This window comes from Faecalicatena contorta (assembly GCF_001404335.1).
Taxonomy (GTDB): Bacteria; Bacillota; Clostridia; order Lachnospirales; family Lachnospiraceae; genus Faecalicatena; species Faecalicatena contortus_B.
In genome coordinates this window covers 1-25,466 of sequence record NZ_CYZU01000054.1, presented here as the reverse complement: position 1 = coordinate 25,466, position 25,466 = coordinate 1, and the positions used below count along the sequence as shown (strand labels likewise).

16 protein-coding genes and 1 tRNA gene are annotated in these 25,466 nt (G+C 47.1%); 13 read left to right on the top strand and 4 right to left on the bottom strand.

What is annotated here, in order from left to right:
- Positions 1-143: 143 nt before the first annotated feature.
- Entirely contained in the window at positions 144-1,031 is an 888-nt protein-coding gene (locus ARB69_RS20600; RefSeq protein ID WP_050641883.1) for a helix-turn-helix transcriptional regulator, read from the bottom strand.
- Between the two features lie 373 nt (positions 1,032-1,404).
- On the opposite strand from ARB69_RS20600, the gene ARB69_RS20595 reads away from it, so the two are divergent.
- The 6 genes from ARB69_RS20595 to ARB69_RS20570 all read left to right on the top strand — a co-directional run bounded on the left by ARB69_RS20595 (position 1,405) and on the right by ARB69_RS20570 (position 8,723).
- On the top strand, positions 1,405-2,703 hold the full coding sequence (locus ARB69_RS20595; RefSeq protein WP_055154884.1) for an ABC transporter substrate-binding protein: 1,299 nt from the start codon (positions 1,405-1,407) through the stop codon (positions 2,701-2,703).
- A 194-nt stretch (positions 2,704-2,897) separates the two neighbouring features.
- Positions 2,898-3,758, top strand: a complete 861-nt coding sequence (locus tag ARB69_RS20590) for a carbohydrate ABC transporter permease (RefSeq protein WP_070102501.1) — start codon at positions 2,898-2,900, stop codon at positions 3,756-3,758.
- A complete protein-coding gene (locus ARB69_RS20585) occupies positions 3,755-4,591 on the top strand; it encodes a carbohydrate ABC transporter permease (RefSeq protein WP_050641880.1) in 837 nt (278 codons plus the stop codon). The genes ARB69_RS20590 and ARB69_RS20585 overlap by 4 nt, the downstream gene beginning before the upstream one ends.
- 6 nt (positions 4,592-4,597) lie before the next feature.
- A complete protein-coding gene (locus ARB69_RS20580; RefSeq protein WP_055154883.1) occupies positions 4,598-6,244 on the top strand; it encodes a DUF5597 domain-containing protein in 1,647 nt (548 codons plus the stop codon).
- Entirely contained in the window at positions 6,231-8,180 is a 1,950-nt protein-coding gene (locus ARB69_RS20575; RefSeq protein WP_055154882.1) for a glycoside hydrolase family 127 protein, read from the top strand. Before ARB69_RS20580 ends, ARB69_RS20575 begins: the two co-directional genes overlap by 14 nt.
- A 471-nt stretch (positions 8,181-8,651) precedes the next feature.
- A tRNA-Glu gene (locus tag ARB69_RS20570) sits at positions 8,652-8,723 on the top strand.
- Positions 8,724-8,872: 149 nt separating this feature from the next.
- Here ARB69_RS20570 and ARB69_RS20565 read toward each other — a convergent pair.
- Complete coding sequence (locus ARB69_RS20565) at positions 8,873-9,469, bottom strand: TetR/AcrR family transcriptional regulator (RefSeq protein WP_055154881.1); 597 nt, start codon at positions 9,467-9,469, stop codon at positions 8,873-8,875.
- A 371-nt stretch (positions 9,470-9,840) separates the two neighbouring features.
- Here ARB69_RS20565 and ARB69_RS20560 point away from each other — a divergent pair, with 371 nt between their 5' ends.
- From ARB69_RS20560 to ARB69_RS20550, 3 genes are all read left to right on the top strand, one after another.
- A complete protein-coding gene (locus ARB69_RS20560) occupies positions 9,841-11,889 on the top strand; it encodes an FAD-dependent oxidoreductase (RefSeq protein WP_055154880.1) in 2,049 nt (682 codons plus the stop codon).
- Between the two features lie 538 nt (positions 11,890-12,427).
- Positions 12,428-13,294: a class II fructose-1,6-bisphosphate aldolase gene (gene fba, locus ARB69_RS20555; protein WP_050641875.1), complete on the top strand. Its 867-nt coding sequence runs from the start codon at positions 12,428-12,430 to the stop codon at positions 13,292-13,294.
- 214 nt (positions 13,295-13,508) lie between these two features.
- Positions 13,509-15,623 carry a glutamine synthetase III gene (locus ARB69_RS20550; protein ID WP_050641874.1) on the top strand — a complete coding sequence of 705 codons (2,115 nt, stop codon included), beginning with the start codon at positions 13,509-13,511 and terminating at the stop codon, positions 15,621-15,623.
- A 113-nt stretch (positions 15,624-15,736) separates the two neighbouring features.
- Here the strand turns inward: ARB69_RS20550 and ARB69_RS20545 are convergent, their stop codons facing one another.
- Positions 15,737-17,617, bottom strand: coding sequence for a DUF4914 family protein (locus ARB69_RS20545; RefSeq protein ID WP_050641873.1), 1,881 nt, complete (start codon positions 17,615-17,617; stop codon positions 15,737-15,739).
- Between the two features lie 280 nt (positions 17,618-17,897).
- On the opposite strand from ARB69_RS20545, the gene ARB69_RS20540 reads away from it, so the two are divergent.
- The 4 genes from ARB69_RS20540 to ARB69_RS20525 all read left to right on the top strand — a co-directional run bounded on the left by ARB69_RS20540 (position 17,898) and on the right by ARB69_RS20525 (position 23,949).
- Positions 17,898-19,340, top strand: coding sequence for an aspartate ammonia-lyase (locus ARB69_RS20540; protein WP_050641872.1), 1,443 nt, complete (start codon positions 17,898-17,900; stop codon positions 19,338-19,340).
- 84 nt (positions 19,341-19,424) lie between these two features.
- Positions 19,425-20,588 carry an NAD(P)-dependent malic enzyme gene (locus ARB69_RS20535; RefSeq protein WP_050641871.1) on the top strand — a complete coding sequence of 388 codons (1,164 nt, stop codon included), beginning with the start codon at positions 19,425-19,427 and terminating at the stop codon, positions 20,586-20,588.
- 522 nt (positions 20,589-21,110) lie between these two features.
- A complete protein-coding gene (locus ARB69_RS20530; RefSeq protein WP_050641870.1) occupies positions 21,111-21,413 on the top strand; it encodes a metal-sensing transcriptional repressor in 303 nt (100 codons plus the stop codon).
- 10 nt (positions 21,414-21,423) lie between these two features.
- On the top strand, positions 21,424-23,949 hold the full coding sequence (locus ARB69_RS20525) for a heavy metal translocating P-type ATPase (protein WP_055154879.1): 2,526 nt from the start codon (positions 21,424-21,426) through the stop codon (positions 23,947-23,949).
- Positions 23,950-24,203: 254 nt separating this feature from the next.
- Here the strand turns inward: ARB69_RS20525 and ARB69_RS20520 are convergent, their stop codons facing one another.
- Positions 24,204-25,049 carry an Rpn family recombination-promoting nuclease/putative transposase gene (locus ARB69_RS20520; protein ID WP_055154878.1) on the bottom strand — a complete coding sequence of 282 codons (846 nt, stop codon included), beginning with the start codon at positions 25,047-25,049 and terminating at the stop codon, positions 24,204-24,206.
- Positions 25,050-25,466 lie beyond the last annotated feature (417 nt).

Here is a 25,466-nt window from a genome sequence, read left to right as displayed (position 1 = left end):
AAGTTTGTATTTATAAAAAGTTCTCCGGTTATTGGGCAGACCGTGCACTCTACTGCGCTGAACCGGTGCCGATCATATGATGGGCTTGGGGCAGCTGCCCACGGTTTGCAACACTTCAGGCCTGCCTGAACTGTTACCACGGTTTACTTGTGGTACAACAGCCTTTGTGAAAAAGCATTTCTATATGCAGTTGGCGTCAGTCCGGTTTTTCTCTTGTACACTTTCACAAAATGCTGTGCACTGGAAAAGGACAGCTCGGCGGCAATCTCATTGATTGTCATATTCGTATCCACAAGCAGGATATTAGCAGTATCGATTTTAAGGTTCAGGATCAGCTGCTTTAGGGGGATATCAGCAACCGAGGTGAAAAAGTGGGAAAGGTAAGACTCGTTATAATTAAAATGTGCGGCAATATCGGATACCTTTAGCGGGCGGTTGATATTCTGCTTTACGAAGTCAATAATATCGTAATATATCTGCTTTTGGCTTTTTTTCTGGGATACACTGTTAATGAGCAGTGGATTCATTTGAAAATGAAGCTCACAAAGTATGGTTGTAGTAAAATAATTCAGGATTCCCGGGGGATACTGTTCCTTAACGGCATCCTGCAGCTGCTTCATGAGAATGACGATTTTATCTACATTCGCAAGCTCTCCTTCGTTTGGGATGGAGAGCGTGTTTTTGGCCAAAGCATTCTTATAGCTTCCTACCTCCAATGCCGGGATGTCTTTCTGTATGATCTCATGTCCCGCCTCAAAATGAACCCAGTAGAAGGAGCAGGCAGAGGGCCTGAACCCAATCCTGCGGTTCATAGGCGCCTGCCAGGGCGGGAGAAGGATATAAGAACCGGTAGGGATCGTGTGGTTCTTTTTGGCGAAATTCAGATATAAAGTATCCTTTGTTGGAATGATAAGCTCATAATTTTTCAAGGGATACTCATCCGTATGCATCCAGTTTTGAGACGGTGCCTCGAATTTACCCGCCATATCATAGGATAAGGGGGTGTCTATTTTAAATTCCAGAAATTGCATTTTTCTTATATTACCTCCATCCTGAGAAATATACCCATATTTTTATGTTATATAAACGTACAATGGCAAAACACAGTCATAAAATCGTGTTATTGTATAAGTTTTTGGCAGAAAACAAAAAGTCTTACGCATATATGCCATATTAGAATTTTATCAATGATCAAAAACTTATACAATAATCAGTTGACAATATATAAGAAATTGACACTTATTCGAAGGTTTATGTAGTTTACTAAAGGGAACTATGGAAATATAATTCAATTATGAAAAAGAAATCCGGCGCCGGTTTCTGAAACATCTTTATGGACCCAAAATAATATGCCGCAGGGAAATGAGTGCGGCAGTCAGTGAAATAACAGTTAGGAGAGGAAAAATGAATAAGAACAAGAAATTCAAAAGATTATGTGCCATAGGAATGGCAGCAGCCATACTTGCAACGGGATGCTCCGGCGGAAAGTCAGAGGATGCTTCTGGCGGCAGCTCAGCGAAAGCAGATAAAAAGACAATTAAATGGCTTCATCACTACAGTGAGGATTCCACCAGAAAATGGATCGAGGAGATCACCCGGCAATATACGGAGGAAACAGGTGTCGAGTTTGACATACAGGCGGTTTCCTATGATGAATACCAGACTTTATTAAAAGCAAAAATTGCAAGTGATGATGCCCCGGATCTGTTCGACCTGACAGCGTCAGACCTGAAACAGTTTAAAGAGAATGGCTATGTGGAGGATTTGAGCGGCGCAGAATTCTGGGACAATCTGATTGAGAGTGCAAAGGAAAGCTCAAAAGTGGATGGAGTGAACTACTTTATGCCATTCGAAGCAAATGCGTCGGCCGCCTATTATAATGCAGAAGTCTTTGAAAAAGCAGGAATTACAGAGCTTCCGGAGACATATACAGAGTTTATTGATGTGTTAAAGAAGCTGGAGGGCAGCGGAGTTGTTCCGATTGCATTTGGAGCGCAGGAGGCATGGACAATCACAAATGATTACCGTGCGGACATGCTCCAGCAGGTTCTGGGGGAGAATCCTGACTGGATGAAAGACTTGGAAGCACGGGATGCCAAATTCGCGGACGATAAGACATTTCTGGAGACCCTGGAAAAGTTCAAAGAACGGCATAATTATGGAAATAAAGAGCAATTTGGCACAGACTGGAATAAGGCCACAGAAATGGTAGCTACAGGAGAAGCGGCAATGGTTATTAACGGCAGCTGGTCAATCAGTGCCATACAGGAAAAGAATCCTGATGTAGAAATTAAGTGTTTCCCTGTGCCGGCTACAGAAAAACCGGAAGATACCAGGCTTACAACATGGAGCGGCGACGGATTTGTCGTATATTCAGGCTCAGAGGTAAAACAGGAGGTCATGGACTTCTTAAAGGTAATGACAGGTAAGGAGTCAGGAAATATCTGGCAGAACGACGCCAAGAGGCTATCCGTTATCAAAGATCTCCCGGAGGCGGCCGATCCTGCGCTTGGTGAAATCAGTGCATATATGAATGAAGGAAAACTCTTCGATGTATCATCCATGCAGAATGAGTTTACGGGCGAATATTACGATGCAAATGTGGAGATTCTGACGAAATATCTGCTTGGGGAAATTAAAACACCCGAGGATGCAGCCGCTGCATTGGATAAGAAGTTTGACGAGATACAATCAAGACAGTAGACAAGCAGATTTTACACGTAATGCTTATAACTGGTAACAGTTCAGGCCTGTCTGAACTGTTACAATAGTTCGGGCTTGCCTGATCTGTTACTATACCTGCACGCGGACCCTGCGGCGACGTAAACATGAGCTGCAGATTCCGTGCTGCGGGAAGCAAGAACAAGGAAGCACATTCTGACATATGGAGGCATGATATGCAAAAGCGAAAGAAAGCGAAAGAAAAATTCTGGTATACGGCGCTGCTTCTGCCCGGTTTCGCCCTGTTTATTTTTTCCATCGTTATTCCGTTTATTTCCGGAATCCAGGTGTCTTTTACCAGTTGGGACGGAATCGGCCAGGTTATGAAATATGTGGGTGTTAAAAACTACCTGCTGCTGCTGAGGTCGCCGGATTTCTGGAATTCAGTAGGCCATAGTTTTTATTTTGCTATTTTAATTACTGTATCGAATAATGTGCTGTCTCTGGCGGTGGCTTTGGGGCTGAACCGTGCATTTAAAGGCAGAGGCGCGCTTAGGACTGCGTTCTTCTTTCCGACATGCCTGAGTACGGTACTGGCTGCATTTATCTGGAGCTTTTTATTTCGGGAATCGCTGGCCCCTCTGTTCGGCGGGATGAGCCTTCTCGGAAACTATAAGACTGTAATACCGGGTATTGTATTAATTGCATTGTGGAATGGCTTGGGAATTAATGTGGTGATCTATCTCGCAGGGCTGTCTAATATTTCCCGTGAACTATATGAGGCGGCCAGAGTGGATGGAGCGAATGCCCTGCAAAGTTTTAAAAGTGTGACGGTTCCGATGCTGATGCCGTCTATTACAGTATGCGTGACAATGACCCTGATCGGAGGTCTCAAAGAATTTGCGACCACAATGGCGGCAACAGGAGGGGGACCGGGGAAAGCAAGTGAGATGGTGTCCATACATATCTATAAAAACCTGTATTCATACTATCAGGCAGGATATGGGCAGGCTGTGGCAATTGTATTTGTACTGATTCTGATTGTCTGCGGGGGAATCCTGTCCAAAGTACTCAGGAGCAGGGAGGTAGAGGCATGAGAACAAAAAGATTTTCTAAAAAAGGAATGTGGATTAATATACTGCTTTTTTTGCTGGCGGTTATCTTCCTGGTCCCCTTCTATATCTGTATTGTAACAGCCTTTAAGACCCCGGCGGAAACGGCGGTATCTACGTGGAGCCTGCCAAAGGGGCTTGATTTGAGCAACTTTGCGGAGGCTATGGAGAAAAGCAATTTCCTGCAGTCTTTTGGAAACAGTATCTTTATAACGGTAGTATCTACCTTGGGAATTGTGTTATTTAGCGCAATGATGGCTTACAGTATATGCCGTAATCAGGAAAGCCGGCTGTACAGAATGTTTGGAAGCGCCTTGTTTATTGGTATCATGATACCTTTTCAGGTGATTATGATACCGGTTTATAAGATGTTTAAGAATATGGGGCTTCTCAACACTTACCGGGGAATCATCATTTTGATGATCGGCACAAGCCTTCCATACGCATCGTATCTGGTCATGGGATTCATCAAATCTATACCGGTGGCGCTGGAGGACGCTGCGCGGATTGACGGGTGCAATATCTGGCAGACTTTTTGGAAAATTGTATTTCCGCTGTTGAAGCCGATTACCTCCACTGTGGGGATTCTGCATGTGCTCTGGATGTGGAATGAATTCAATATGTCATTTATCGTATTGCAGAAAGAGGCCATGCGGACACTGCCCATTCAGCAGTATCACTTTTTCGGACAGTTTACCATTAATCTGAATCTTGGGTTTGCATCAGCCTGCCTGTCCATGATACCGGTTATTATTTTCTTTTTGTTTGCACAGAAACTGTTAATCAGCGGGATCACAAACGGGGCAGTGAAAGGATGATGAAGTATGAAAAGATTTATGGAAAGTAAAGGGAAAAAGGTGTTCGTAGTAGGAGGCCAGGCCCATAACTCCAGTTCTTACGGCGCGTCGGTCGATGAAGCGTGCGCAGCAGTCAGGGCGGTTGGCGGCAACACGGTAGAGATACCGGTCTATTGGGAGAATATTGAGCCGAAGGAAGGACAGTTTTATTTTGGTGATGTGGAACAGATATACCATAAAGTGAGAGAAAACGGCCTCTATCTGATCGTGCTTTGGTTTGGTACATGGAAAAACGGTACCTGCAAGTATGCACCGTCCTGGGTAAAACTGGACGGCCGCCGTTTTCACAGGGTAGTAGCAGAAAATGGGGCGAAGATCCCTGTTTTATCGCCGCACTGCCGGGAAACGATGGAGGCGGACGGGAAGGCTTTTCAAAAGTTAATGGAGCGTCTTGCCATCCTGGATCCTGAGGGTGAAACCATCCTTGCTGTTCAGGCAGAGAATGAACCCGGCATTATGAACGGCCCCGCAAGAGATTATGGGAGCCGGGCAACAGAGGCGTTTACTTGTCCATTGCCGGAGAAAATGCTGGGAATGCTGGTCGCATTTCCGGATTCACAGGTTGCGGGATGCTGGGAAGCGAATGGCAGAAAGACCCAAAGCTGGAGCGAAGCTTTCGGCAGGCATGCGGAGGAGATATTCACCGCATATGCGGTTGCAGGGTATGTAAACGAAGTTGCCCGCAGAGGACGTACATGCTATCAAACGACGGTATACACGAACGTGTGGGTGGACAATCACAGATTAAAGATTCCGGGGAAGGATTACCCTTCCGGAGGCGCGGTCAGCCTGGTAATGGATGTATGGAAGTATGTGGCGGATGCGCTTGATTTTATTTCTCCCGATAACTATCAGCAGACAAATCAGGGGTATATGGCTTGCTGTGACTGCTACAGCAGAAATGATAATCCTCTTTTTATCCCGGAGTCCGGGCTTTTGGAGTGGAATTCAAGGTTCATGTTTTCTGCGGTTGCAGACTATAGGGCAATCGGAATCTGTGCCTTTGGGATTGAAAGTATCCTAAATGATGGGGAGATTGGCGCCCAGGAGCAGGCTGTTGCGGAAAGTCTGCAGATTCTGGGGGCGCTGGCGCCAGGGCTTGTCCGCTACCACGATAAACCGATGACGGCGGTTATGCAGGAGGAGTACGCCCAGTACCAATACCTGGAACTGGGTCATTACGTCGGGATTGCTTATTTTACAAACTGCAATTCCCTTGTAGGGCGCATGGGGACTGATTGGAACTGGCATAATTATCAGCACAAAGACTATCTTAAGAGGCAGAAGCGGGGAGGATGCCGCGGTCGGGGGATTATCATTCAGAGTGATGAGAATGAATTCTTAATTGCAGGGGACGGATTTCAACTGAACCTGCTGCCGGCGGACGGTGAGACGCCTGTTAATTACCTGGCGGGCAGTGATTTTCATCTGACCCGGAGCCTGGATTTTATATCGATAGAAGAAGGCGTATTTAATGAAGACGGAGAGTTTGAGGTGCACAGAAGAAGAAACGGAGATGAGGCAGACTTTGGAATCTGGGTGGAGCCGGATGTAAAGGTTGTAAGGGTGCGCCTATGCGGCTGGAACGAGGAGAATCGACATGAGGACATTTGAAAGTATTTACCAGACAAAAGTGAGTGACATAGAAGTAAAGGATGCATTTTGGTCAAAAATACAGAACCTGATTATTGAGGAAGCCATCCCCTATCAGGAAAAAGTTTTAAAGGATGAAATACCCGGTATCGAAAAAAGCCATGCCATAGCGAACTTTAAGAATGCGGCCGGACAGGGGGAAGACGGATTTTATGGGGTGGTATTTCAAGACAGCGATGTGGTCAAATGGCTGGAAGGAGTTGCGTATGCTTTATCGGTAAGAAGCAATCCGGAATTGGAAAAACGTGCAGATGAAGTCATAGAGTGCATCGCTTCAGCCCAGGAAGAAGACGGATACTTGGATACGTATTTTTTACTGAAGGAGCCGGAACATAAGTGGCAGAATCTGCAGGAGTGTCATGAGTTATATTGTGCAGGGCACCTGATGGAGGCCGCCGCAGCCTATTATAATGAGACGGGGAAGACCAGTCTGCTCAAAGTTGCAGAACGACTGGCAGATCATATAGAGGCACGGTTCGGGCCCGGCAGGGTGCAGGGAATTCCGGGGCATCAGGAGATCGAGGTAGGGCTGATAAAGCTGTATAAGGCAACAGGGGCAGAGAAATACTTAAGGCTTGCATCATGGTTTATTGAGGAACGGGGGAAGAATCCTGATTATTTTCTGGAGGAAAAAAAGAAACGGGGATGGATACATTTTGGAATGGATCCTGAGGACCGGGAGTATTCCCAGTGCCATGCTCCGGTCAGGGAGCAGGACAAGGCTGTGGGGCATAGTGTGAGAGCGGTCTATATGTATATGGCAATGGCAGATCTGGCGATGGAGATGAAAGATGAATCCATGTATGATGCATGCAGGAGGCTCTGGGACAATATCGTCAATAAAAGAATGTATATTACCGGAGGGATCGGATCCACAGCGGAAGGAGAAGCCTTCACTCTTGATTATGACCTGCCGAATGACACCGCATATGCCGAAACCTGTGCGTCCATTGCCATGGTCATATTTGCAAAGAGAATGCTGGATATTGAGGCCCATGGACAATATGCGGATATCATGGAAAGAGAGCTCTATAATGGGATTCTGAGCGGGATGCAGCTGGATGGAAAAGCATTTTTTTATGTCAATCCGCTGGAGGTTGTGCAGGGGGTATCGGGAAAGCAGGCAGGTTATAAACATGTATTGCCCAGACGTCCGAAATGGTATACCTGTGCTTGCTGCCCGCCGAATATTGTGCGCCTGATGACATCATTGGGGACGTATGCATGGTCTGAAAAAGAGGATATCATTTATTCACATTTATATCTGGGTCAGGCTGCTGACCTGAAAAAAGCAGAGATTCATGTGGAAAGCAGGTACCCGTGGGAGGGGGATGTATGTTATACGGTATACCCGAAGGCGAAGAAAAATTTTACGCTTGCAATCCATATACCTGATTATATAGAAGAGTTTACCCTGCTTGTAAACGGAAGTAGAGCAGATGCGGCAGATAAAATAGAAAAAGGTTACCTGTATCTGCGGCGTGAATGGATGGAAGGGGATACAGTCCGGATACAGTTTGACCTGAAAATAAGAAGAGTGTACGCCAATCCGGAAGTGCGTGCAGATACAGGATGTGCGGCCTTCCTTAGAGGGCCTGTGGTATACTGTTTCGAGACCGTGGACCAGGAGGGGCCTTTGCATGCCTATCGGATTCCATGTGACGCAGAGGTAAAAGCGTACACGTGCAGCAGCGGGATACTGAATGGAATGGTGCTTCTTAAGGCGGACGGATTACATATGAAGGGATGGGACTCCTTATATTCGGAAACAAAGCCTTTCGCTGAAAAGGTCCGGCTCACTGCTGTGCCCTATTTTGCCTGGGGGAACCGGGAAGAAGGGGATATGAGGGTGTGGATGCCGGAAATGACTGGAGGGGGGCGCGAAATAAAGGGATAGCCGCCAGCCTCCTAAGGGCGCATATGCCGTTGCGAATTGCGGACACAAACCTAAGAAATTCTAAGAAGCAGCCAGCCGCGAAAGTGGGGCACGGGATGGCACATCACGAGAAATCCCATGATTTCTCGCGCTGGGCCATCCGCATTTATGATTCGGAATCATAAATGCTCCCCACTTTCGCAGCTGGCTGCTTCTTAGAATTTCTTAGGCCTGCTTTAGCAATTCGCAACGGCATATGCGCCCTTAGGAGGCTGGCGGCTATCCCTTTATTTCGCTGAGTGCATCCGATCAGATGTTAAGAGCGTCGATTGGGGAGGGTTATAATAGGGGGTGAAATTTGACATCGTTTTTAGGGATTTTTAAATATTAAAAAAATCGTTGAAAAAATCGACAAAAGATTTTAAAAAGTGCTTGCATATTTGGAAATGGTGTAGTATAATGAAATTCGCTTGTGAAAGCAATATAGAACATGGCTCCATGGTCAAGCGGTTAAGACGCTAGCCTCTCACGCTGGAATCAGGGGTTCGATTCCCCTTGGAGTCATTTAACTAATTACCGGAAATCCTTTGAGAATGAGGGTTCCGGTATTTTTTTGTTCTTAAAATTTCAAAAAGGGGGGCAAATCGTCTGGTAATGTTCAATTTACCTCCCTCTATGTCGAGAAAATACTGCGTTAATGACAGCTCTCCCCCTTAGTTCGTCCCCTGTTTTTGGTAATAGCTGAGAATCATATCCAGCGCGTGGTTTGTACGTTCTGACAGGGCGTATCCGCCCTCGTGGAGACACCAGTCATAGATCATTCCCCTGGTAATTCCCAGGATGTCTTCTGTGATCGCGGCCGGATCGCCCAGAAGGGTGCCGGCGGAAGTCTCTTCCAGCACGGCGTGATAGATCGTCTGATAAAAGAATCGGTCCTTGTTCAGGATATATTTTTCTTTGCTGGACAGCTGATGTTTAAAATACTGGAGTGCGGCCATGGCGCCCATATCTTCCATAGAGCGGGCCTGCCCTGAGATAAGAAAATGGATGGCCTCCAGCGGAGAATCGGGGTGTCCGTTCTTCCAGGCTTCTTCGGACTGCTGGTCAAACAGACGGTAACCCTCGTCCAATATATTCTCCTTGCTTTTAAAATGATGATAAAAGGCGCCTACGGATACCTCTGCCTTATCACAGATATCCTGGACCGTTACGTTTTCATAAGACTTCTCTGCGAACAGAGATACTGCACAGGAGAAAATCTTATGTTTTGTTGCAATTGCCTGTCTCTGGCGGTTAGTCTGTGGCTTCATAAATCCCCCTAATTCGGTATGATACATGCCGTGTCTATGTTGTGTAAATCTTTTTTTAGGATAACACGAGTATTCCCTTTTTGACAAGGCGGTAGTACAATTATAAGTTATTGTGCACACCCTGCCGGCGTGCACAGTAACGGCATCTGCCCATTTAAAGTCGCCTATGGCGAGGTGCAGATGCCCCGAGAACATCACGTCATCAGCTCCGTGCCGTGCAGCGGGGTGCACGGCACGGTCTGAACAGTATCGTTTATAGTCAATTTTAACAAAATAACATTCGGCGAATTGTATTCTGTGTCAATAGATTTGCACCAAATAAAGTGTTATAATTTTAACAGAACTTGTTGAAAAGCTGAAAGGAGTTGTCTATGTCTACAAAGTACAAACATTTATTTTCGCCGATTAAAGTAGGAAACACAGAGGTGCCAAACCGCATTGCCATGATGCCGATGGGTGTGTTTTCACCACGTCTGATGAATCAGAAGACCGGAGCATATACAAAGGACGGCGCGGACTATTATATTGAGCGTGCCAAAGGCGGTACCGGTCTGATCGTGACAGGATTAGTGCCGATTATACCGATTCCGGTAAGAAATCCGGTTAATTTTCCGGATGAATATGTACCTGCGATGAAATATCTGGCGGACGGAGTCCATGAATATGGTTCCAAGGTATTTGTCCAACTGACGGCCATGACGGGGAGAGCAGGGCATATTGAGAGCGAAACAGACTGGAAGATGCTTCCGGCGCCGGCGCCGATTCAAAATGTATGGGATCCAACCATAAAGAACAGGGGAATCTCCAAAGAGGAGATTCACAAATACGTAGAAAATTTTGCACAGGCAGCGTATCTGGTGAAGCAGGCTGGCTGCGATGGCGTTGAAATCCACGCCGTCCATGAAGGCTATCTGCTGGATCAGTTTGCAATCGGATTCTACAACAAACGTACGGACGAGTATGGCGGCTGCCTGGAGAACCGTTTAAGATTCCCCAAAGAGATCGTGGAGGCCATCAAAGAAAAGTGTGGAAAAGATTTCCCTGTATCCGTGCGCTACAGTGTGCGCAGCTATGTGAAGGATTACAACCGCGGAGCGCTTCCGGGAGAAGAATTCGAAGAAATGGGTCGGGATTTAGAGGAAGGCGTAACAGTTGCAAAAATGCTGGAGGAATACGGTTACGATATGCTCAACTGCGATAATGGAAGCTATGATTCCTGGTTCTGGCCGCATCCGCCGGTGTATATGCCAAAAGCCTGCAACTTAAAGGATGTGGCGGCAGTTAAAAAAGCAGTAAATATACCAGTCGTATGCGCAGGACGTTTTGATGATCCTGAACTTGCCGAAAAAGCAATATCTGAGGGCCAGATCGATATCATGGGCATGGGCCGACCGCTGTTGGCAGATCCGGAGCTGGGCCGCAAGTTCTATGAAGAGCGCCTGGATGACGTACGTCCATGTATATCCTGCCATCAGGGGTGCCTGGGAAGAATCTTCCAGGGCAAAGACATCAGCTGTGCGGTCAACCCGGCCTGCGGTAGAGAAAAGAGCTACGCATTAAAACCGGCAGAGACAAAGAAAAAAGTCATGGTAATCGGAGGCGGCCTGGGAGGCATGGAGGCAGCAAGAGTCTGCGCACTGCGCGGCCATGAAGTAGATCTGTTTGAAAAAACAGGAGAACTCGGAGGCGTCTTTGTAGCCGCAGCAACCCCCGACTTCAAAGACGATGATAAAAATCTCCTGAAATGGTACAAAAAACAAATGAGCGACCTTCCGGTCAATGTACATATGAATACAGAAGCAACAGCAGAAATGTCCGCAGGATACGACGAGATATTCGTAGCAACAGGAGCCAACGAAAGGAAACTGGACACACCGGGATTCGATGCCGAAAACGTCACATACGCCATAGAAACCCTCAGAAGCGCCGACATAAAAGGCGACAACGTCCTAATCGTAGGAGGCGGTCTGACAGGATGCGAGATAGCCTACATGTTAGGCCGGGAAGGCAAAAAAGTAACCATAGTAGAAATGGCCGACACCATCCTGAACGCCTTCGGCCTTGCCGCAGCAAACTACAACATGTTAATGGAACTGCTTGACTACTACAAAGTCAAAGTAATCAAAAACGCAGTAGTCGAGAGCTACAAAGAAGGGATTGCCGTTGTATGTGAAACAGAAAAGAACTATCCGAACGCTGCCAACCGTGCAAAGCGCATGTTCGCCCTCGGCCCGCAAGGAATGAAAGTAAAACACGAAATCCCAGCCGACCACATAGTAGTATCCGTAGGTTATACCCCGGATCAGAACCTATATGAAAAAATCAAAGCAGACAATGTCCACCTAATAGGAGACGCCAAACAGCCCACCAACGTAATGGACGCAATATGGGCAGCCTACGAGTCCGCAATGACAATATAAACCTGTCCAAAAAAATATAACCCCCCCAAAAATACCACCGCCGAAACATCTCCGCCCATCCGCCGCACCCGGCCTAAGATACCGTCGGAGACGGTCATAATTCCTTCTGACAGGATGAGCCAGCCAGGGGCGGAATGGGACGGGGACAGACGGAAGCATCTATGTGTCTGGTATGCATAAAACGAGCTTAGCAGCAGTTAGAGGGAACGCACAAAATCTGCCGGAGAAAAGTTGCTACCGAAGCAACTTTTCTGTACACCTGAGCCGTCTACTCATCAGAGTAGGCGGTGAATGTGTACAGTGCCGGCAGATTTTGTGCGTTTCCTCTTACTGCTGCTTAGCGCAGCGTCCGCATACCAGACACATAGATGCTTCCGTCTGTCCCCGTCCCGTTCCGCCTCTGGCGTCCCCCCTGCCAGCATTAATTATGATTTTTAGATTGTCTTTTCCCCATCAATAAGCTATAATGTAAAAAGATTTGATAACAAACATGCTTACCGGTTTACCCCGGCAAGTCATAGTAGTGAAGGAGGATTATATGTTAGTATCAGCAAAAGAAATGCTTCAAAAGGCAAAGGCTGGCCATTACGCAGTCGGACAGTTTAACATCAACAACCTGGAATGGACAAAAGCAATTTTGACAGCAGCCCAGGAGTGCAGCTCTCCGGTAATTTTAGGTGTATCGGAAGGCGCAGGAAAATATATGACAGGTTATAAGACAGTAGTAGGTATGGTAAATGGGATGATGGAAGAACTCAACATCACTGTCCCAGTTGCACTTCATCTGGATCACGGCAGCTACGAAGGATGCCTGAAGTGTGTGGAAGCAGGATTTTCTTCTATCATGTTTGACGGTTCCCACTATCCAATCGAGGAGAACGTTGCAAAGACAAAAGAGCTTGTGCAGATCGTAAAAGAACACGGAATGTCTCTGGAAGCAGAAGTCGGCTCCATCGGCGGCGAGGAGGACGGCGTGATCGGTAAGGGCGAGTGTGCTGATCCGCAGGAATGCAAGATGGTTGCAGACCTTGGAATTGATTTCCTGGCAGCAGGAATCGGCAATATCCATGGAAAATACCCGGACAACTGGGAAGGGCTGAGCTTTGAGACTTTGGATGCAATCCAGCAGCTGACTGGGGACATGCCTCTGGTGCTTCATGGCGGTACAGGAATTCCGGAAGATATGATCAAAAAGGCAATTGATCTGGGCGTAGCAAAGATCAATGTAAATACAGAATGCCAGTTATCATTCGCGGCTGCTACACGTAAATATATTGAGGCTGGAAAAGACCTGGAAGGAAAAGGCTTTGACCCGCGTAAGTTACTGAAACCAGGTACAGATGCAATTATGGAGACCGTTAAGGAAAAAATGGAATTGTTTGGATCAGTTGGTAAAGCTGAATAAAAATTTTAATTTTTACTTGAATTTCCTGGACGATTGAGGTATACTGACAAACGTAGATACGAACAAGGGCGTTCCAAGATAACTTGGAGTGCCCTTTTACTTTATGGGTATACATAAGCCTTATGCCGGCCCATAAAATAAAGTAATTGAAAACGGGGATTCGCAAGTCTGCCCGGTTCTACAAATTTGAAAAGCGAAGAGAAAGGAAGGATTTATGAGCGCAGAACTAGTCAATGTTGCAGAGATTTTTGGGGAAAATGTTTTTAACGATACTGTGATGCAGGAACGTTTGCCGAAAAAAATCTATAAAAACCTGAAGAGAACGATAGAGGAAGGAAAGGAACTGGATCTTGAAACAGCCGATGTCATTGCACATGAAATGAAGGAATGGGCGATCGAGAAGGGGGCAACTCACTACACGCACTGGTTCCAGCCTCTGACAGGTGTGACCGCCGAGAAGCATGACTCCTTCATTTCAGCGCCTCTGCCGAGCGGCAAAGTGCTGATGAGCTTCTCTGGAAAAGAATTGATCAAAGGAGAACCGGATGCATCCTCCTTCCCGTCGGGAGGGCTGCGCGCTACATTTGAGGCGAGAGGATATACGGCCTGGGACTGTACTTCACCGGCATTTGTGAGACAGGACGCTGCGGGAGCGACACTTTGTATACCGACGGCATTCTGCTCTTATAAGGGGGAGGCACTGGATCAGAAGACACCTCTGCTCCGTTCTATGGAGGCTGTCAGCAAACAGTCTCTCAGACTGCTCCGTCTGTTTGGAAATACGACATCTAAAAAAGTGACTCCATCTGTTGGACCGGAACAGGAGTATTTTCTGGTAGATGCGCAGAAATTCAGACAGAGGAAGGACCTGATCTATACAGGACGTACGCTGTTTGGGGCGATGCCTCCGAAGGGGCAGGAGCTGGATGACCACTATTTCGGAACGATACGCCAGAGAGTTGCATCCTTCATGAAGGATGTCAACGAAGAACTCTGGAAGGTAGGTGTATCGGCAAAGACACAGCATAATGAAGTAGCCCCGGCACAGCATGAGCTGGCTCCCATCTATGCGGAAGCGAATATTGCAGTAGATCACAATCACCTGGTAATGCAGACTCTGAAGAGGGTAGCATGCCAGCATGGCATGAAGTGCCTGCTCCATGAAAAGCCCTTTGCAGGTGTGAATGGTTCCGGCAAGCACGATAACTGGTCCCTGACTACGGACGATGGAATCAACATGCTCGAACCGGGAAAGACCCCGCATGAAAACACACAGTTTCTGATGGTGCTGACCTGTATTCTGAAGGCGGTTAACAGGCATGCAGATTTGCTGCGTGAATCGGCTGCAGACCCGGGAAATGATCACAGATTAGGTGCAAATGAGGCTCCGCCGGCTATCATTTCTGTTTTCCTCGGCGAACAGCTCGAGGATGTACTGGAGCAGTTGGTCAGCACAGGCGAGGCAACACATAGCCTTAAGGGCGGAAAGCTGGAGACCGGAGTGAAGACTCTGCCGGATCTTGCGAAGGACGCAACGGACCGAAACAGAACCTCCCCGTTTGCATTTACCGGAAATAAATTTGAATTCCGCATGGTTGGTTCACGCGACTCTGTAGCTGCCCCGAATATTGTGTTAAACACAATCGTAGCGGAGGCATTTTCAGAAGCATGCGATGTGCTTGAGAAAGCTGACGACTTTGATATGGCTGTTCACGATCTGATCAAAGAATATGCGATAGAAAACCAGAAGATCGTATTCAATGGTGACGGCTACTCAGAAGCATGGGTAGCGGAGGCCGAAAGACGGGGGCTTCCGAACATCAAATCCATGGTCGAAGCAATTCCGGCAATGACGACTGAAAAGGCGGTAACCTTGTTTGAGAAGTTCAATGTCTTTACAAGGGCTGAACTGGAATCACGTGCGGAAATCCAGTACGAAAGCTATGCCAAGGCCATCAACATTGAGGCCCGCACCATGATCGATATGGCGAGCAAGCAGATCATCCCTGCAATCATGAACTATACAAAGACACTTGCAGATACAATTCTTGCAGTAAAGGCTGCCGGGGCAGATACCAGTGTGCAGAGTGAACTGCTTAATGAAGTATCAGCGCTTCTTGTCGAAACGAAAACCAATCTGAAAACACTGATTAAAGTGACGGAAGAAGCAGCAGAGAAGGAAGAGGGCGCTGTACAGGCGAACTTCTATCATTCCGCTGTATTTCCGGCTATGGAAAATCTACGGAAACCGGTAGATGCGCTGGAGATGATCGTGGATAAAGATGTATGGCCGATGCCATCCTATGGCGATTTGATATTCGAAGTGTAAGAAATTCTATAAAAGGATGTAAACAGGGGGCTGCTGCACTGACTGATTCATATCAGCTGTGCACAGCCTTCTTTTTGTGATCTTTTTCCTGATCCGCCATCTAATCTGTCATCTTACGGCTGGAGTCCTAATTTGATTATCTTGCAGTAATCCTCTGCAGAACCTCGGTTTTTAAAGCATTCCAGAATTTCTTTTCCTACCGGATGAAGTTCCTCTGTATCGTAAACAGAAAGTTCTTTTTCAAAGAAGTCGTAAAGAATCCCCGCGCCTTTATCATAGCCTGCTTCTCCAAGGGTTTCCTGGTTTTCCGGACGAAGGAATTTGGAAGAAATCGACTGGCCGTCTACTTTCATCTGTTTCAGTGAATATCCAAGCAGGGAACAGCGGGCCGGGGTCAGACGGTCCATTTTCATATTAACGCCTCCGCGGCGGGCCAGGTATTCCCGGGAAATCCATTCGGCAGCAAATCCAACTTTGTAAATCCCGATGTGCTGGTTGGGGATCAATACATATCTTGTTTTCGGGCAGCTTAGGATCTGCTCTAAAAGATAATTCGCCTGTTTTACCCGCTGCCCGGTCGCAAATGGCCAGTAGGAACCAACTCCCTCGGCGGCAAGCGGAGAGCTTCCGTTAATACTTGGATTATTGTATCCGCGCGGCGCGACCAGACGCCACAGCCATGCAATTGCCGGCGGAATGACCTGCATCAGTCCGAGTATGCCGTAATCCGGATGTTTTGCGGTGGTCGGAGGAGTCCGTACGCCAAAGCTCCGCACATTGACTTCCACCGGGCTGGTGACGATGTTCGGAATCAAGCGGCGCGGTATGATGACCCGGGGGTTCGGGCATGGTTTTCCATCTGACTCAATGGTATGGTCCCACGGAAGACAGGTCGAACGCGGAACAGCCTGAAGATTAAAAAATACCAGCGGCTCCTTAGAGTGAACAGCAATTTTTTCATAAAGCGGATCGCATCCGTATTCTGTAATTCCGTCTACCCGGACAAACCAGCCATCCTCGCCATCTGTAAGCGCCAGTTTCCCACTGCCTGTCTGGATGCGGGGATTGCAGTTCGCCATGTCATCCGTAACCGGCTCGATTGTACAGGTATCGCTCATGGTGATATAGCGTTTATCTCCCGTCAGTGTATTGACGCCAAGAAGGACGCGGCCGTCAGACTCACGGTGCACATCCTGCAGCAGTTCGCTCTTACCGCCTCCGGATGCACCTTCATGCATCATAACCATTTCATTCTCATAGGGCGTAATAATGCGGGCTGCTGAAGCATGGGCCGTTACCCAGCCTTCCTGCTCACCAATGTCAAGAAGTACACTGTAAATCCCTTTTTTGGCAGAAGGGCCGGGATAAAGATTGTAGGAAAATACTTCATGCAATTCGCTGGTACGGCAGTGTACACAGACCTGTCTGCCGTGAAAATGAGTATGTCGGAACGGCGGCGCCACATAGACAATTGCCCGCGGCCTGTACGGTTCTTCTATCGTTCTTGCATTCACAAACGCCTGAAGCTGTGAAACGGCAAATGCAAAAAATGCAGCGTTGCGGGGACAGACCAGCAATGAATTGTAGCCATACTCAACCCCTCCGGCTTTAAACGGTATGATGATTATCTCCTGACCTGAAAGCCACTGAAAAGTCTGCTCTTTGACGGAAGAAAATTCATAACCATAAGCATCTTGAAACCGGAGCTTATCAGTTGGCAGATCATCCCCAATCCGCATAGAATCCGCATCGCGGCGGCGCATATAATCTTCGGCAAAATTGACGGCAGCGCCATTGCGGCAGCGGGCGACCGTGGCTTCCAGCACCATTCTGCCTTCTACATTATAGAGGACTTCAATTTCGTCGGTGTGCTCATTTCCAAAGATTAGTTCAAAGAGCATTTCTTTGCTTTCTGGAATGATCACACTTGGGCTGTTGGAGACAATGTTTTCAAGTTCTTTGGGAAGAATAAACTTTTGAATCAAGGAATGCATAATTTTACCTCCTGACTTTCATATAATATTTTTGCGTATTTGAAATTAGGGTATTTCAGAGTACTTTACCACCTTCCACATAATGCTGTCAATATAAATTTGCAAGTTCTTAACATAAAACTTGCAAAACGAAATTTGAGAATATTGAGAAAACAGATGGATGCCCCGAATATAATCAAATACTTATATCTGATATACAAATATATGTCTTTGATTATAGAAAATTCTGGATTTATAATATGGCTAGCAAATGGAAGTTATGGTTAGGAGGTCTTATATTATGGTTATGACAAAAAATGTGGATGGAATGGAGTGCCGGACTGAGAAGGACTCGATTGGAACGAAGGATATTCCGGAAGGGGTCTACTATGGGGTTCAGTCTCTGCGGGCTGCAGAAAACTTCAGGATTACGGGGCTGTCAATGCATCCGGAGATTATCAACAGTCTGGCGCAGATTAAGAAGGCAGCGGCGATCACTAATTGTGAGGCCGGACTGCTGGATAAACATATTGCTGAGGCGGTTGTAAAAGCTTGTGATGAAATACTGGAGGGAAAGCTGCACAATGCTTTTATAGTAGACCCGATTCAGGGGGGCGCAGGAACCTCCATTAATATGAACGCTAACGAGGTGATTGCCAACCGTGCAATTGAGATATTGGGCGGGCAGAAGGGGGACTATTCCATTGTGCATCCGAATGACCATGTCAACTGCGGACAGTCAACCAACGATGTAATACCTACGGCGGGGAAGATGACTTCTCTGAAGCTGCTCAAGAATGCCAGGAAGGAATTGGAGCGTTTACATAAGGCTCTGCGCGTGAAGGCGGAGGAATTTGACTCTATCGTAAAAATGGGCAGGACGCAGATGCAGGATGCAGTTCCGATCAGGCTCGGGCAGGAGTTCAGGGCTTATTCCGCGGCAATACAAAGAGATCTTAACCGTATGGAAAAAGCGCAGGAGGAGATGCGGACTCTGAATTTAGGCGGGACGGCGATCGGGACCGGTATTAATGCGGATGAAGCATACCTGCGGCGGATCGTTCCGAACCTTGCACAGATCAGCGGAATGGATTTTGTGCAGGCATATGATCTGATCGATGCCACCCAGAATCTGGATCCGTTTGTGGCTGTATCGGGGGCAGTTAAGGCCTGTGCCGTAACGCTTTCTAAAATTGCAAATGACTTCCGTCTGATGTCTTCGGGGCCAAGATGCGGTTTTGGGGAGATCAATCTGCCAGCAAAACAGAATGGTTCTTCCATAATGCCGGGGAAGGTGAATCCGGTCATCCCGGAAGTTGTGAACCAGGTTGCCTTTCTTATTATTGGAAATGATATGACAATCACAATGGCTGCCGAAGCAGGACAGCTGGAATTAAATGCTTTTGAACCGATCGTGTTCTACTGCTTGTTTCAGTCAATTGATACACTGGCATATGCGGTGGAGACTTTTGTGGATAATTGTGTAAATGGGATTACAGCAAACAAGGAACGCTGCAGAGAATTAGTGGATAACAGCGTGGGGATCGTGACGGCTCTCTGTCCTCATGTCGGCTATGCGAAATCTGCTGCACTGGCGAAAGAGGCTTTGAAAAGTAAAGTCCCTGTCAGAAAGCTGATCCTGGATGAGGGATTGCTCAATGAGGCGGAGCTGAATGAAATACTGGATGTGAAGAATATGACAGAGCCCGGGATATCAGGGAAAGAGCTGCTGCTCAAAAAATAAATAGAAGCATAAGGATGCAAAAAGGTGAATCGTACAACAGGATAGACAAATAACAGGTAAAGGAAGAAGAAAGAGGTGTCAGTTATGGATTACGAAAAAGAAGCACTGCATATGCATGAAAAATTCCATGGGAAAATCGAGGTTTGCAGTAAAGTTCCCCTGGAAACAAGGGAAGACCTAAGTACCGCCTATACGCCCGGCGTTGCCCGGCCCTGTATGGAAATACACAGGGATGAGAAAAAAGCATATAACTATACCGCAAAAGGCAATTTAGTAGCTGTTGTAACGGATGGTACGGCAGTGCTGGGACTGGGTGACATCGGCCCGAAAGCAGCGATGCCGGTCATGGAAGGAAAAGCCATCCTGTTTAAAGCGTTTGGAGGTGTGGATGCATTTCCCATATGTCTGGATACGAAAGATACGGAAGAAATTATTGAGACCGTGAAACGCATTGCCCCAGGTTTCGGCGGTATTAACCTGGAGGATATTTGTTCGCCCAAATGTTTCGAGATCGAGCAGAGACTTGAAAAGGAACTGGACATACCGGTTTTCCATGACGACCAGCACGGAACGGCAATTGTAACGACGGCTGCTCTGATGAATGCGCTTAAGGTAGTGGGGAAGAAAATAGACGGCATAAAAGTTGTACTTAACGGTCCGGGCAGCGCAGGCACCGCAATTGCCAAAATGCTGCTTCATGCAGGGGTAAAGCATATGACGATCTGTGACCTGGAAGGGATACTGGCGGAAGGATGTTCCTTTGCCGTTGGGCATAAACTGGAGCTGGCAAGACTTACAAATCCGGAGAAAATCACCGGAACCCTCCAGGATGCAGTCAGGGGGGCAGATGTCTTCATAGGAGTTTCCGCGGGAAACATTTTGACAAAAGAAATGGTGCGCACGATGGCGCCGGAACCAATCGTATTCGCAATGGCAAACCCCACGCCGGAAATCACTTACGAAGATGCCAAAGAAGCAGGAGTAAAAATAATCGGAACCGGACGTTCCGACTACCCGAACCAAATCAACAACGTCCTTGCCTTCCCCGGTCTCTTCAGGGGAGCACTGGACGCAGGCGCAAGAGACATCACCTACGACATGAAGCTGGCAGCCGCCCGTGGAATAGCATCACTGGTAAACGAAAAAGAATTGAACCCAGACTATATCATCCCCTCACCATTCGACAAACGGGTAGCCTCCAAAGTAGCCCAGGAAGTCGCAAAATGCGTTCAAAGAAAAGCTGTTTAAAATAAAACAAAAGAAGGAACAAAATCCCAAAAAGCTATTACCAAACAAAAGATTACAACCACCGTGTATCCAATCCCATCCGCTTCAACCGCAAGAACCTCCTCCAAAAAAGCATATCCATCCTACTGGAAGCGCACAGCCTGTGGGGAGCCGGATTTCTGCGGGGCAGGAAACTTCTGGGCACCTTTTCGGAAGGCTGGCCGTTTGCCTAGAGTCACTAGATAAAAACCACAGCGGATAGGGAGGATAAATGCTGCTTCCGAAGCAGCATTTAAACCGGCCTGAGCCGCTCAATTCATCAGAATTGCGGGGTGAATGCCGGTTGGTGCCTCCCTATCCGCTGTGGTTTTTATCTAGTGACTCTAGGCAAACGGCCAGCCTTCCGAAAAGGTGCCCAGAAGTTTCCTGCCCCGCAGAAATCCGGCTCCCCACAGGCGCCCCCCTTTGAATATATTTTTTAATATTCCCACTTGCAATATACCTGGTGGGGGTATATAATGGCCTTGGAAAGAGGTGATACAAATGGAAGAGAACAAGGAATGCTGCCACAAGAAAAAAGAACGTTCAGAGAAGGAATATAAGGATCTCGTAAACCGTCTGAACAGGATTGAGGGGCAGATCCGTGGTATAAAAAGAATGGTGGAGAGCGATACTTACTGTACAGACATTCTGATACAGGTGTCGGCAGTTAATGCCGCTCTGAACAGTTTTAATAAAGTACTTCTTGCGAATCATATCAGAACCTGCGTTGCGGATGACATCAGGGCAGGAAAGGAAGAGACGATAGACGAGTTGGTTGTAACTTTACAGAAATTAATGAGATAGGAGGCAGAAGATGGAACAATATTCAGTAACAGGAATGAGCTGTGCAGCCTGCAGTGCCCGCGTGGAAAAGGCGGTCGCTAAAGTTCCCGGAGTTACGTCCTGTTCGGTCAGCCTGCTGACAAATTCCATGGGAGTAGAAGGCGGCGCTTCGGCTTCTGATATTATTGCAGCAGTAGAAGAGGCAGGTTACGAAGCCGCCCCGAAAGTTTCCGGTGACAAATCAGGCGCTTCAACGAAGGCTCCGGCGGAAAATGATCTTTTAAAAGACAGAGAAACTCCAATACTAAAAAAGAGGCTGATCGCATCGCTCTGTTTTTTGGTTCCGTTGATGTATGTATCGATGGGACATATGATGTGGAACTGGCCTGTTCCGGCAGTTCTGGATGGAAATCATGTGGCAATGGGACTGATTCAGCTGTTGTTTACCACGGTAATCATGGTAGTGAACCAGAAGTTTTTCATCAGCGGCTTTAAAAGCCTGTGGCATCGGGCGCCGAATATGGATACTCTGGTCGCGCTTGGCGCGGGGGCCTCATACATCTACAGCACCTATGCGCTGTTTGCAATGACTGATGCACAGATGCACGGCGATATGGCTGGGGTGATGAACTACATGCATGAGTTTTATTTCGAATCAGCGGCTATGATTCTGACCTTGATTACCGTAGGAAAAATGCTGGAAGCACGATCCAAGGGCAGAACCACAGATGCGCTTAAGAGCCTGATGAAACTGGCGCCGAAGACAGCGACTGTTCTGCGCGGAGAAGCAGAGGCAGTGGTATCCATTGATCAGGTAGTAAAAGGGGATATCTTTGTAGTAAGACCCGGGGAAAATATACCGGTGGATGGTATTATTATAGAAGGAAGCAGTGCAGTAAATGAGTCTGCTCTGACCGGAGAAAGCATTCCGATTGACAAAGCTGCAGGGGATCCGGTATCGGCAGCAACGCTGAACCACTCTGGTTTTATCAAGTGTGAGGCGACCAGGGTCGGTGAAGACACCACACTTTCCCAGATTATTCAGATGGTCAGCGATGCGGCGGCAACAAAGGCGCCCATTGCCAAGGTTGCAGACCGGGTATCCGGTGTATTTGTGCCGGTGGTTATTGCGATTGCAGCATTGACAATTCTGATATGGCTGTTTGCCGGGCAGACCATCGGCTTCGCTCTTGCAAGAGGAATCTCCGTACTGGTTATCAGCTGCCCATGTGCCCTGGGCCTGGCGACGCCGGTTGCGATCATGGTCGGCAACGGTATGGGGGCAAAGCATGGGATCATGTTCAAGACAGCGGTTTCCCTTGAGGAGACCGGAAAGATGCAGATCGTGGCACTTGATAAAACCGGGACAATAACAAGCGGTGAGCCCAGAGTAACAGATATGCTTCCGGCAGAAGGCTTGAAAGAAGAAGAGCTCCTGGCTATGGCTTATGGGCTGGAGAAAAAAAGCGAACACCCCCTGGCACGGGCTGTCCTTATGCTTGCAGAGGAGCGGGACATACAAAATGTCCAGGAGATCACAGACTTTCAGGCGCTCCCGGGCAATGGACTTTCCGGCAGAATGGACGGAGATCTTCTGACAGGAGGCAGCTTCAAGTTTATCAGTGAGAATACCAAAGTTCCGGAAGCAATGAGAAAGAAGGCAGAACAGCTGGCCGAAGACGGAAAGACACCGTTATTCTTCAGCCGCAGCAATCAGCTCATTGGCATCATTGCAGTAGCAGATGTTATTAAGGAAGACAGTCCCCGGGCTGTCAAAGAATTACAGAACATGGGGATTCATGTGGTAATGCTGACCGGTGATAATGAGCGGACAGCGAAGGCCATCGGTCGTCAGGCCGGAGTGGATGAGGTGATCGCGGGCGTACTGCCGGACGGCAAGGAAAACGTGATCCGTTCTCTGAAGCGTAAGGGCAGAGTCGCCATGGTGGGAGACGGAATCAATGATGCACCCGCACTGACCAGGGCGGATATCGGAATTGCCATCGGCGCTGGTACAGATATCGCAATCGATGCGGCAGATGTAGTCCTGATGAAAAGCCGCCTGAGCGACGTGCCGGCTGCAATCCGGTTAAGCAGGGCTACCCTCCGGAATATCCATGAGAATCTATTCTGGGCATTTATCTACAATGTCATAGGTATTCCGCTGGCAGCCGGTGTCTGGTTCCCGCTGCTCGGATGGAAGTTAAATCCCATGTTCGGTGCAGCCGCAATGAGCTTGTCAAGTTTCTGTGTAGTAACAAATGCACTCAGGCTTAACTTATTTAAAATGTATGATGCAGCGAAAGATAAAAAAATAAAAATCAAAAAGAAAGAGGAGGAAACAACGATGCAAAAAACTATGAAAATTGAGGGTATGATGTGCGGACACTGTGAGGCCAGAGTAAAGAAGAGCCTGGAGGCGCTTTCACAGGTGGATGAAGCGGCAGTAAGCCACGAGTCAGGAACCGCAGTCGTAACCTTAAGTGCAGAGATCTCAGATGAAGAATTAAAAAAGACAGTAGAAGATCAGGACTATAAAGTACTGGAGATAAAGTAAACAGAAACTTAGGAACAGCTGGAAAATGATGATAAAACAGAGGGATTAAGCTGATATATAATCTCTGGTGTTTATGAAAAAAGAGCTTTTGGCTGCCAAATGTTAATCTGCAGGTATATACAGCATTTTTTAATGCTGTATATACCTGCAAGACTTTTTTTTGCACAATATTCAGATATCCAAGTGCTGGCTGTCAAATATTTCACCGGGACAGCACAGGCTTCGTTTATCCAAATGGATGTTTTTAACAAGGTTTATTCCAGAATTTCTTTTACTTTCTCAACAGTTAAATCACAGTATTCGGCGATCTCATCGAAAGATTTTCCCCGAATATGCAGTTTGAAAACCTGGCGGGCACGTTGCTCCCCGACGTGCTGTCCAATTTGAATCCCTCTCTTTTCGGCACTGCTGATCTGAGTATTATAATCCTTGAGAGCTTTTTCCCTCGCCTCATATTCGAGCCGCTTTTGTTCATCCGCACTCAAATTTACCAGTGTATGATACGCTTCATCCAGATATTCGTTCGTTTTAGCCATTCGTTCAAACTCCTTTCTGTCTTTCCCATTGAAGAACTTCATCCATGCAATAATATCCTCCTCGGTATGTATACCTGCAGGCAGTTTCTTGAGTTCCAGTATATGAATCTCCATTTTATCAGTGTAAAGGCTGCCCGTCCGGTCATCCCGGAAATGAAAACTGCGGTAACAACTGTTGTCACCAGGAAAATGGTTGAAATCCAGGATACTTACATGGATACATTTTTGCAGATTGTCATAAGAGTCTCCCTTTTTAAGCTGACTGTCAAACATTTTACAGAGATAGAACAGGATACGTTCATCCCAGTATTCAAAATATTTTACCTGCATTTCCAGATTCATCTGGGTTCGATCCTTTAGCAGTACCCTCACATCCAGAATACCCAGCTTATCATCCGGGGTGTCCCTGGAAAGCAGAGTTGGAAGAATACAGGTATCTTCGATCTCATTGGGTGAAACTTTTAATAGAGCTGCTATAAAGCGTCTTCTGACTTTAGAATTCTGCATTAGATTATTAAAACAGAAGTCTACAGTCGGTAACATGATAAAGTTATCATTTGCCATAAATCTCCTTTCATGTGCAGAAAAAGCTGCAATTGTACACAAAAGGAAATCCCCTGCTTTTTATTTATCATACCACGGATTTAGAAGGTACAAAAGACTAGAATTTCTTACAAAGTTCAATCAAAGTCTTTCCGCTGTTAAATAAGTTTTTATGTTGGTATACTTCGGCGAAACGCCGTTTGGAAAATGAAAAGCGATTGCTTTTCGATATCTCTGATTTCTAGTATATCACGTCATATATCCTTTTGGCAATCAGACTTATAAACCATAATCGGGATTTAGTCGGCTAGCTTTAGCCTAGTCGACGGATGGGGACGCTTTATGACAGGGAGGCCGGGGAAGTGCTGGGGCTGTATATGCCGTTGCGATATGCACCCGTGCTGCAAAGTGATTCTAGAACACCCGATGCCGGATAGG

Coding starts and splice junctions, on each gene's coding strand:
- ARB69_RS20600 (WP_050641883.1), bottom strand. CDS start 1,031: ATGCAATTTCTGGAATTTAAAATAGACACCCCCTTATCCTATGATATG.
- ARB69_RS20595 (WP_055154884.1), top strand. CDS start 1,405: ATGAATAAGAACAAGAAATTCAAAAGATTATGTGCCATAGGAATGGCA.
- ARB69_RS20590 (WP_070102501.1), top strand. CDS start 2,898: ATGCAAAAGCGAAAGAAAGCGAAAGAAAAATTCTGGTATACGGCGCTG.
- ARB69_RS20585 (WP_050641880.1), top strand. CDS start 3,755: ATGAGAACAAAAAGATTTTCTAAAAAAGGAATGTGGATTAATATACTG.
- ARB69_RS20580 (WP_055154883.1), top strand. CDS start 4,598: ATGAAAAGATTTATGGAAAGTAAAGGGAAAAAGGTGTTCGTAGTAGGA.
- ARB69_RS20575 (WP_055154882.1), top strand. CDS start 6,231: ATGAGGACATTTGAAAGTATTTACCAGACAAAAGTGAGTGACATAGAA.
- ARB69_RS20565 (WP_055154881.1), bottom strand. CDS start 9,469: ATGAAGCCACAGACTAACCGCCAGAGACAGGCAATTGCAACAAAACAT.
- ARB69_RS20560 (WP_055154880.1), top strand. CDS start 9,841: ATGTCTACAAAGTACAAACATTTATTTTCGCCGATTAAAGTAGGAAAC.
- fba (WP_050641875.1), top strand. CDS start 12,428: ATGTTAGTATCAGCAAAAGAAATGCTTCAAAAGGCAAAGGCTGGCCAT.
- ARB69_RS20550 (WP_050641874.1), top strand. CDS start 13,509: ATGAGCGCAGAACTAGTCAATGTTGCAGAGATTTTTGGGGAAAATGTT.
- ARB69_RS20545 (WP_050641873.1), bottom strand. CDS start 17,617: ATGCATTCCTTGATTCAAAAGTTTATTCTTCCCAAAGAACTTGAAAAC.
- ARB69_RS20540 (WP_050641872.1), top strand. CDS start 17,898: ATGGTTATGACAAAAAATGTGGATGGAATGGAGTGCCGGACTGAGAAG.
- ARB69_RS20535 (WP_050641871.1), top strand. CDS start 19,425: ATGGATTACGAAAAAGAAGCACTGCATATGCATGAAAAATTCCATGGG.
- ARB69_RS20530 (WP_050641870.1), top strand. CDS start 21,111: ATGGAAGAGAACAAGGAATGCTGCCACAAGAAAAAAGAACGTTCAGAG.
- ARB69_RS20525 (WP_055154879.1), top strand. CDS start 21,424: ATGGAACAATATTCAGTAACAGGAATGAGCTGTGCAGCCTGCAGTGCC.
- ARB69_RS20520 (WP_055154878.1), bottom strand. CDS start 25,049: ATGGCAAATGATAACTTTATCATGTTACCGACTGTAGACTTCTGTTTT.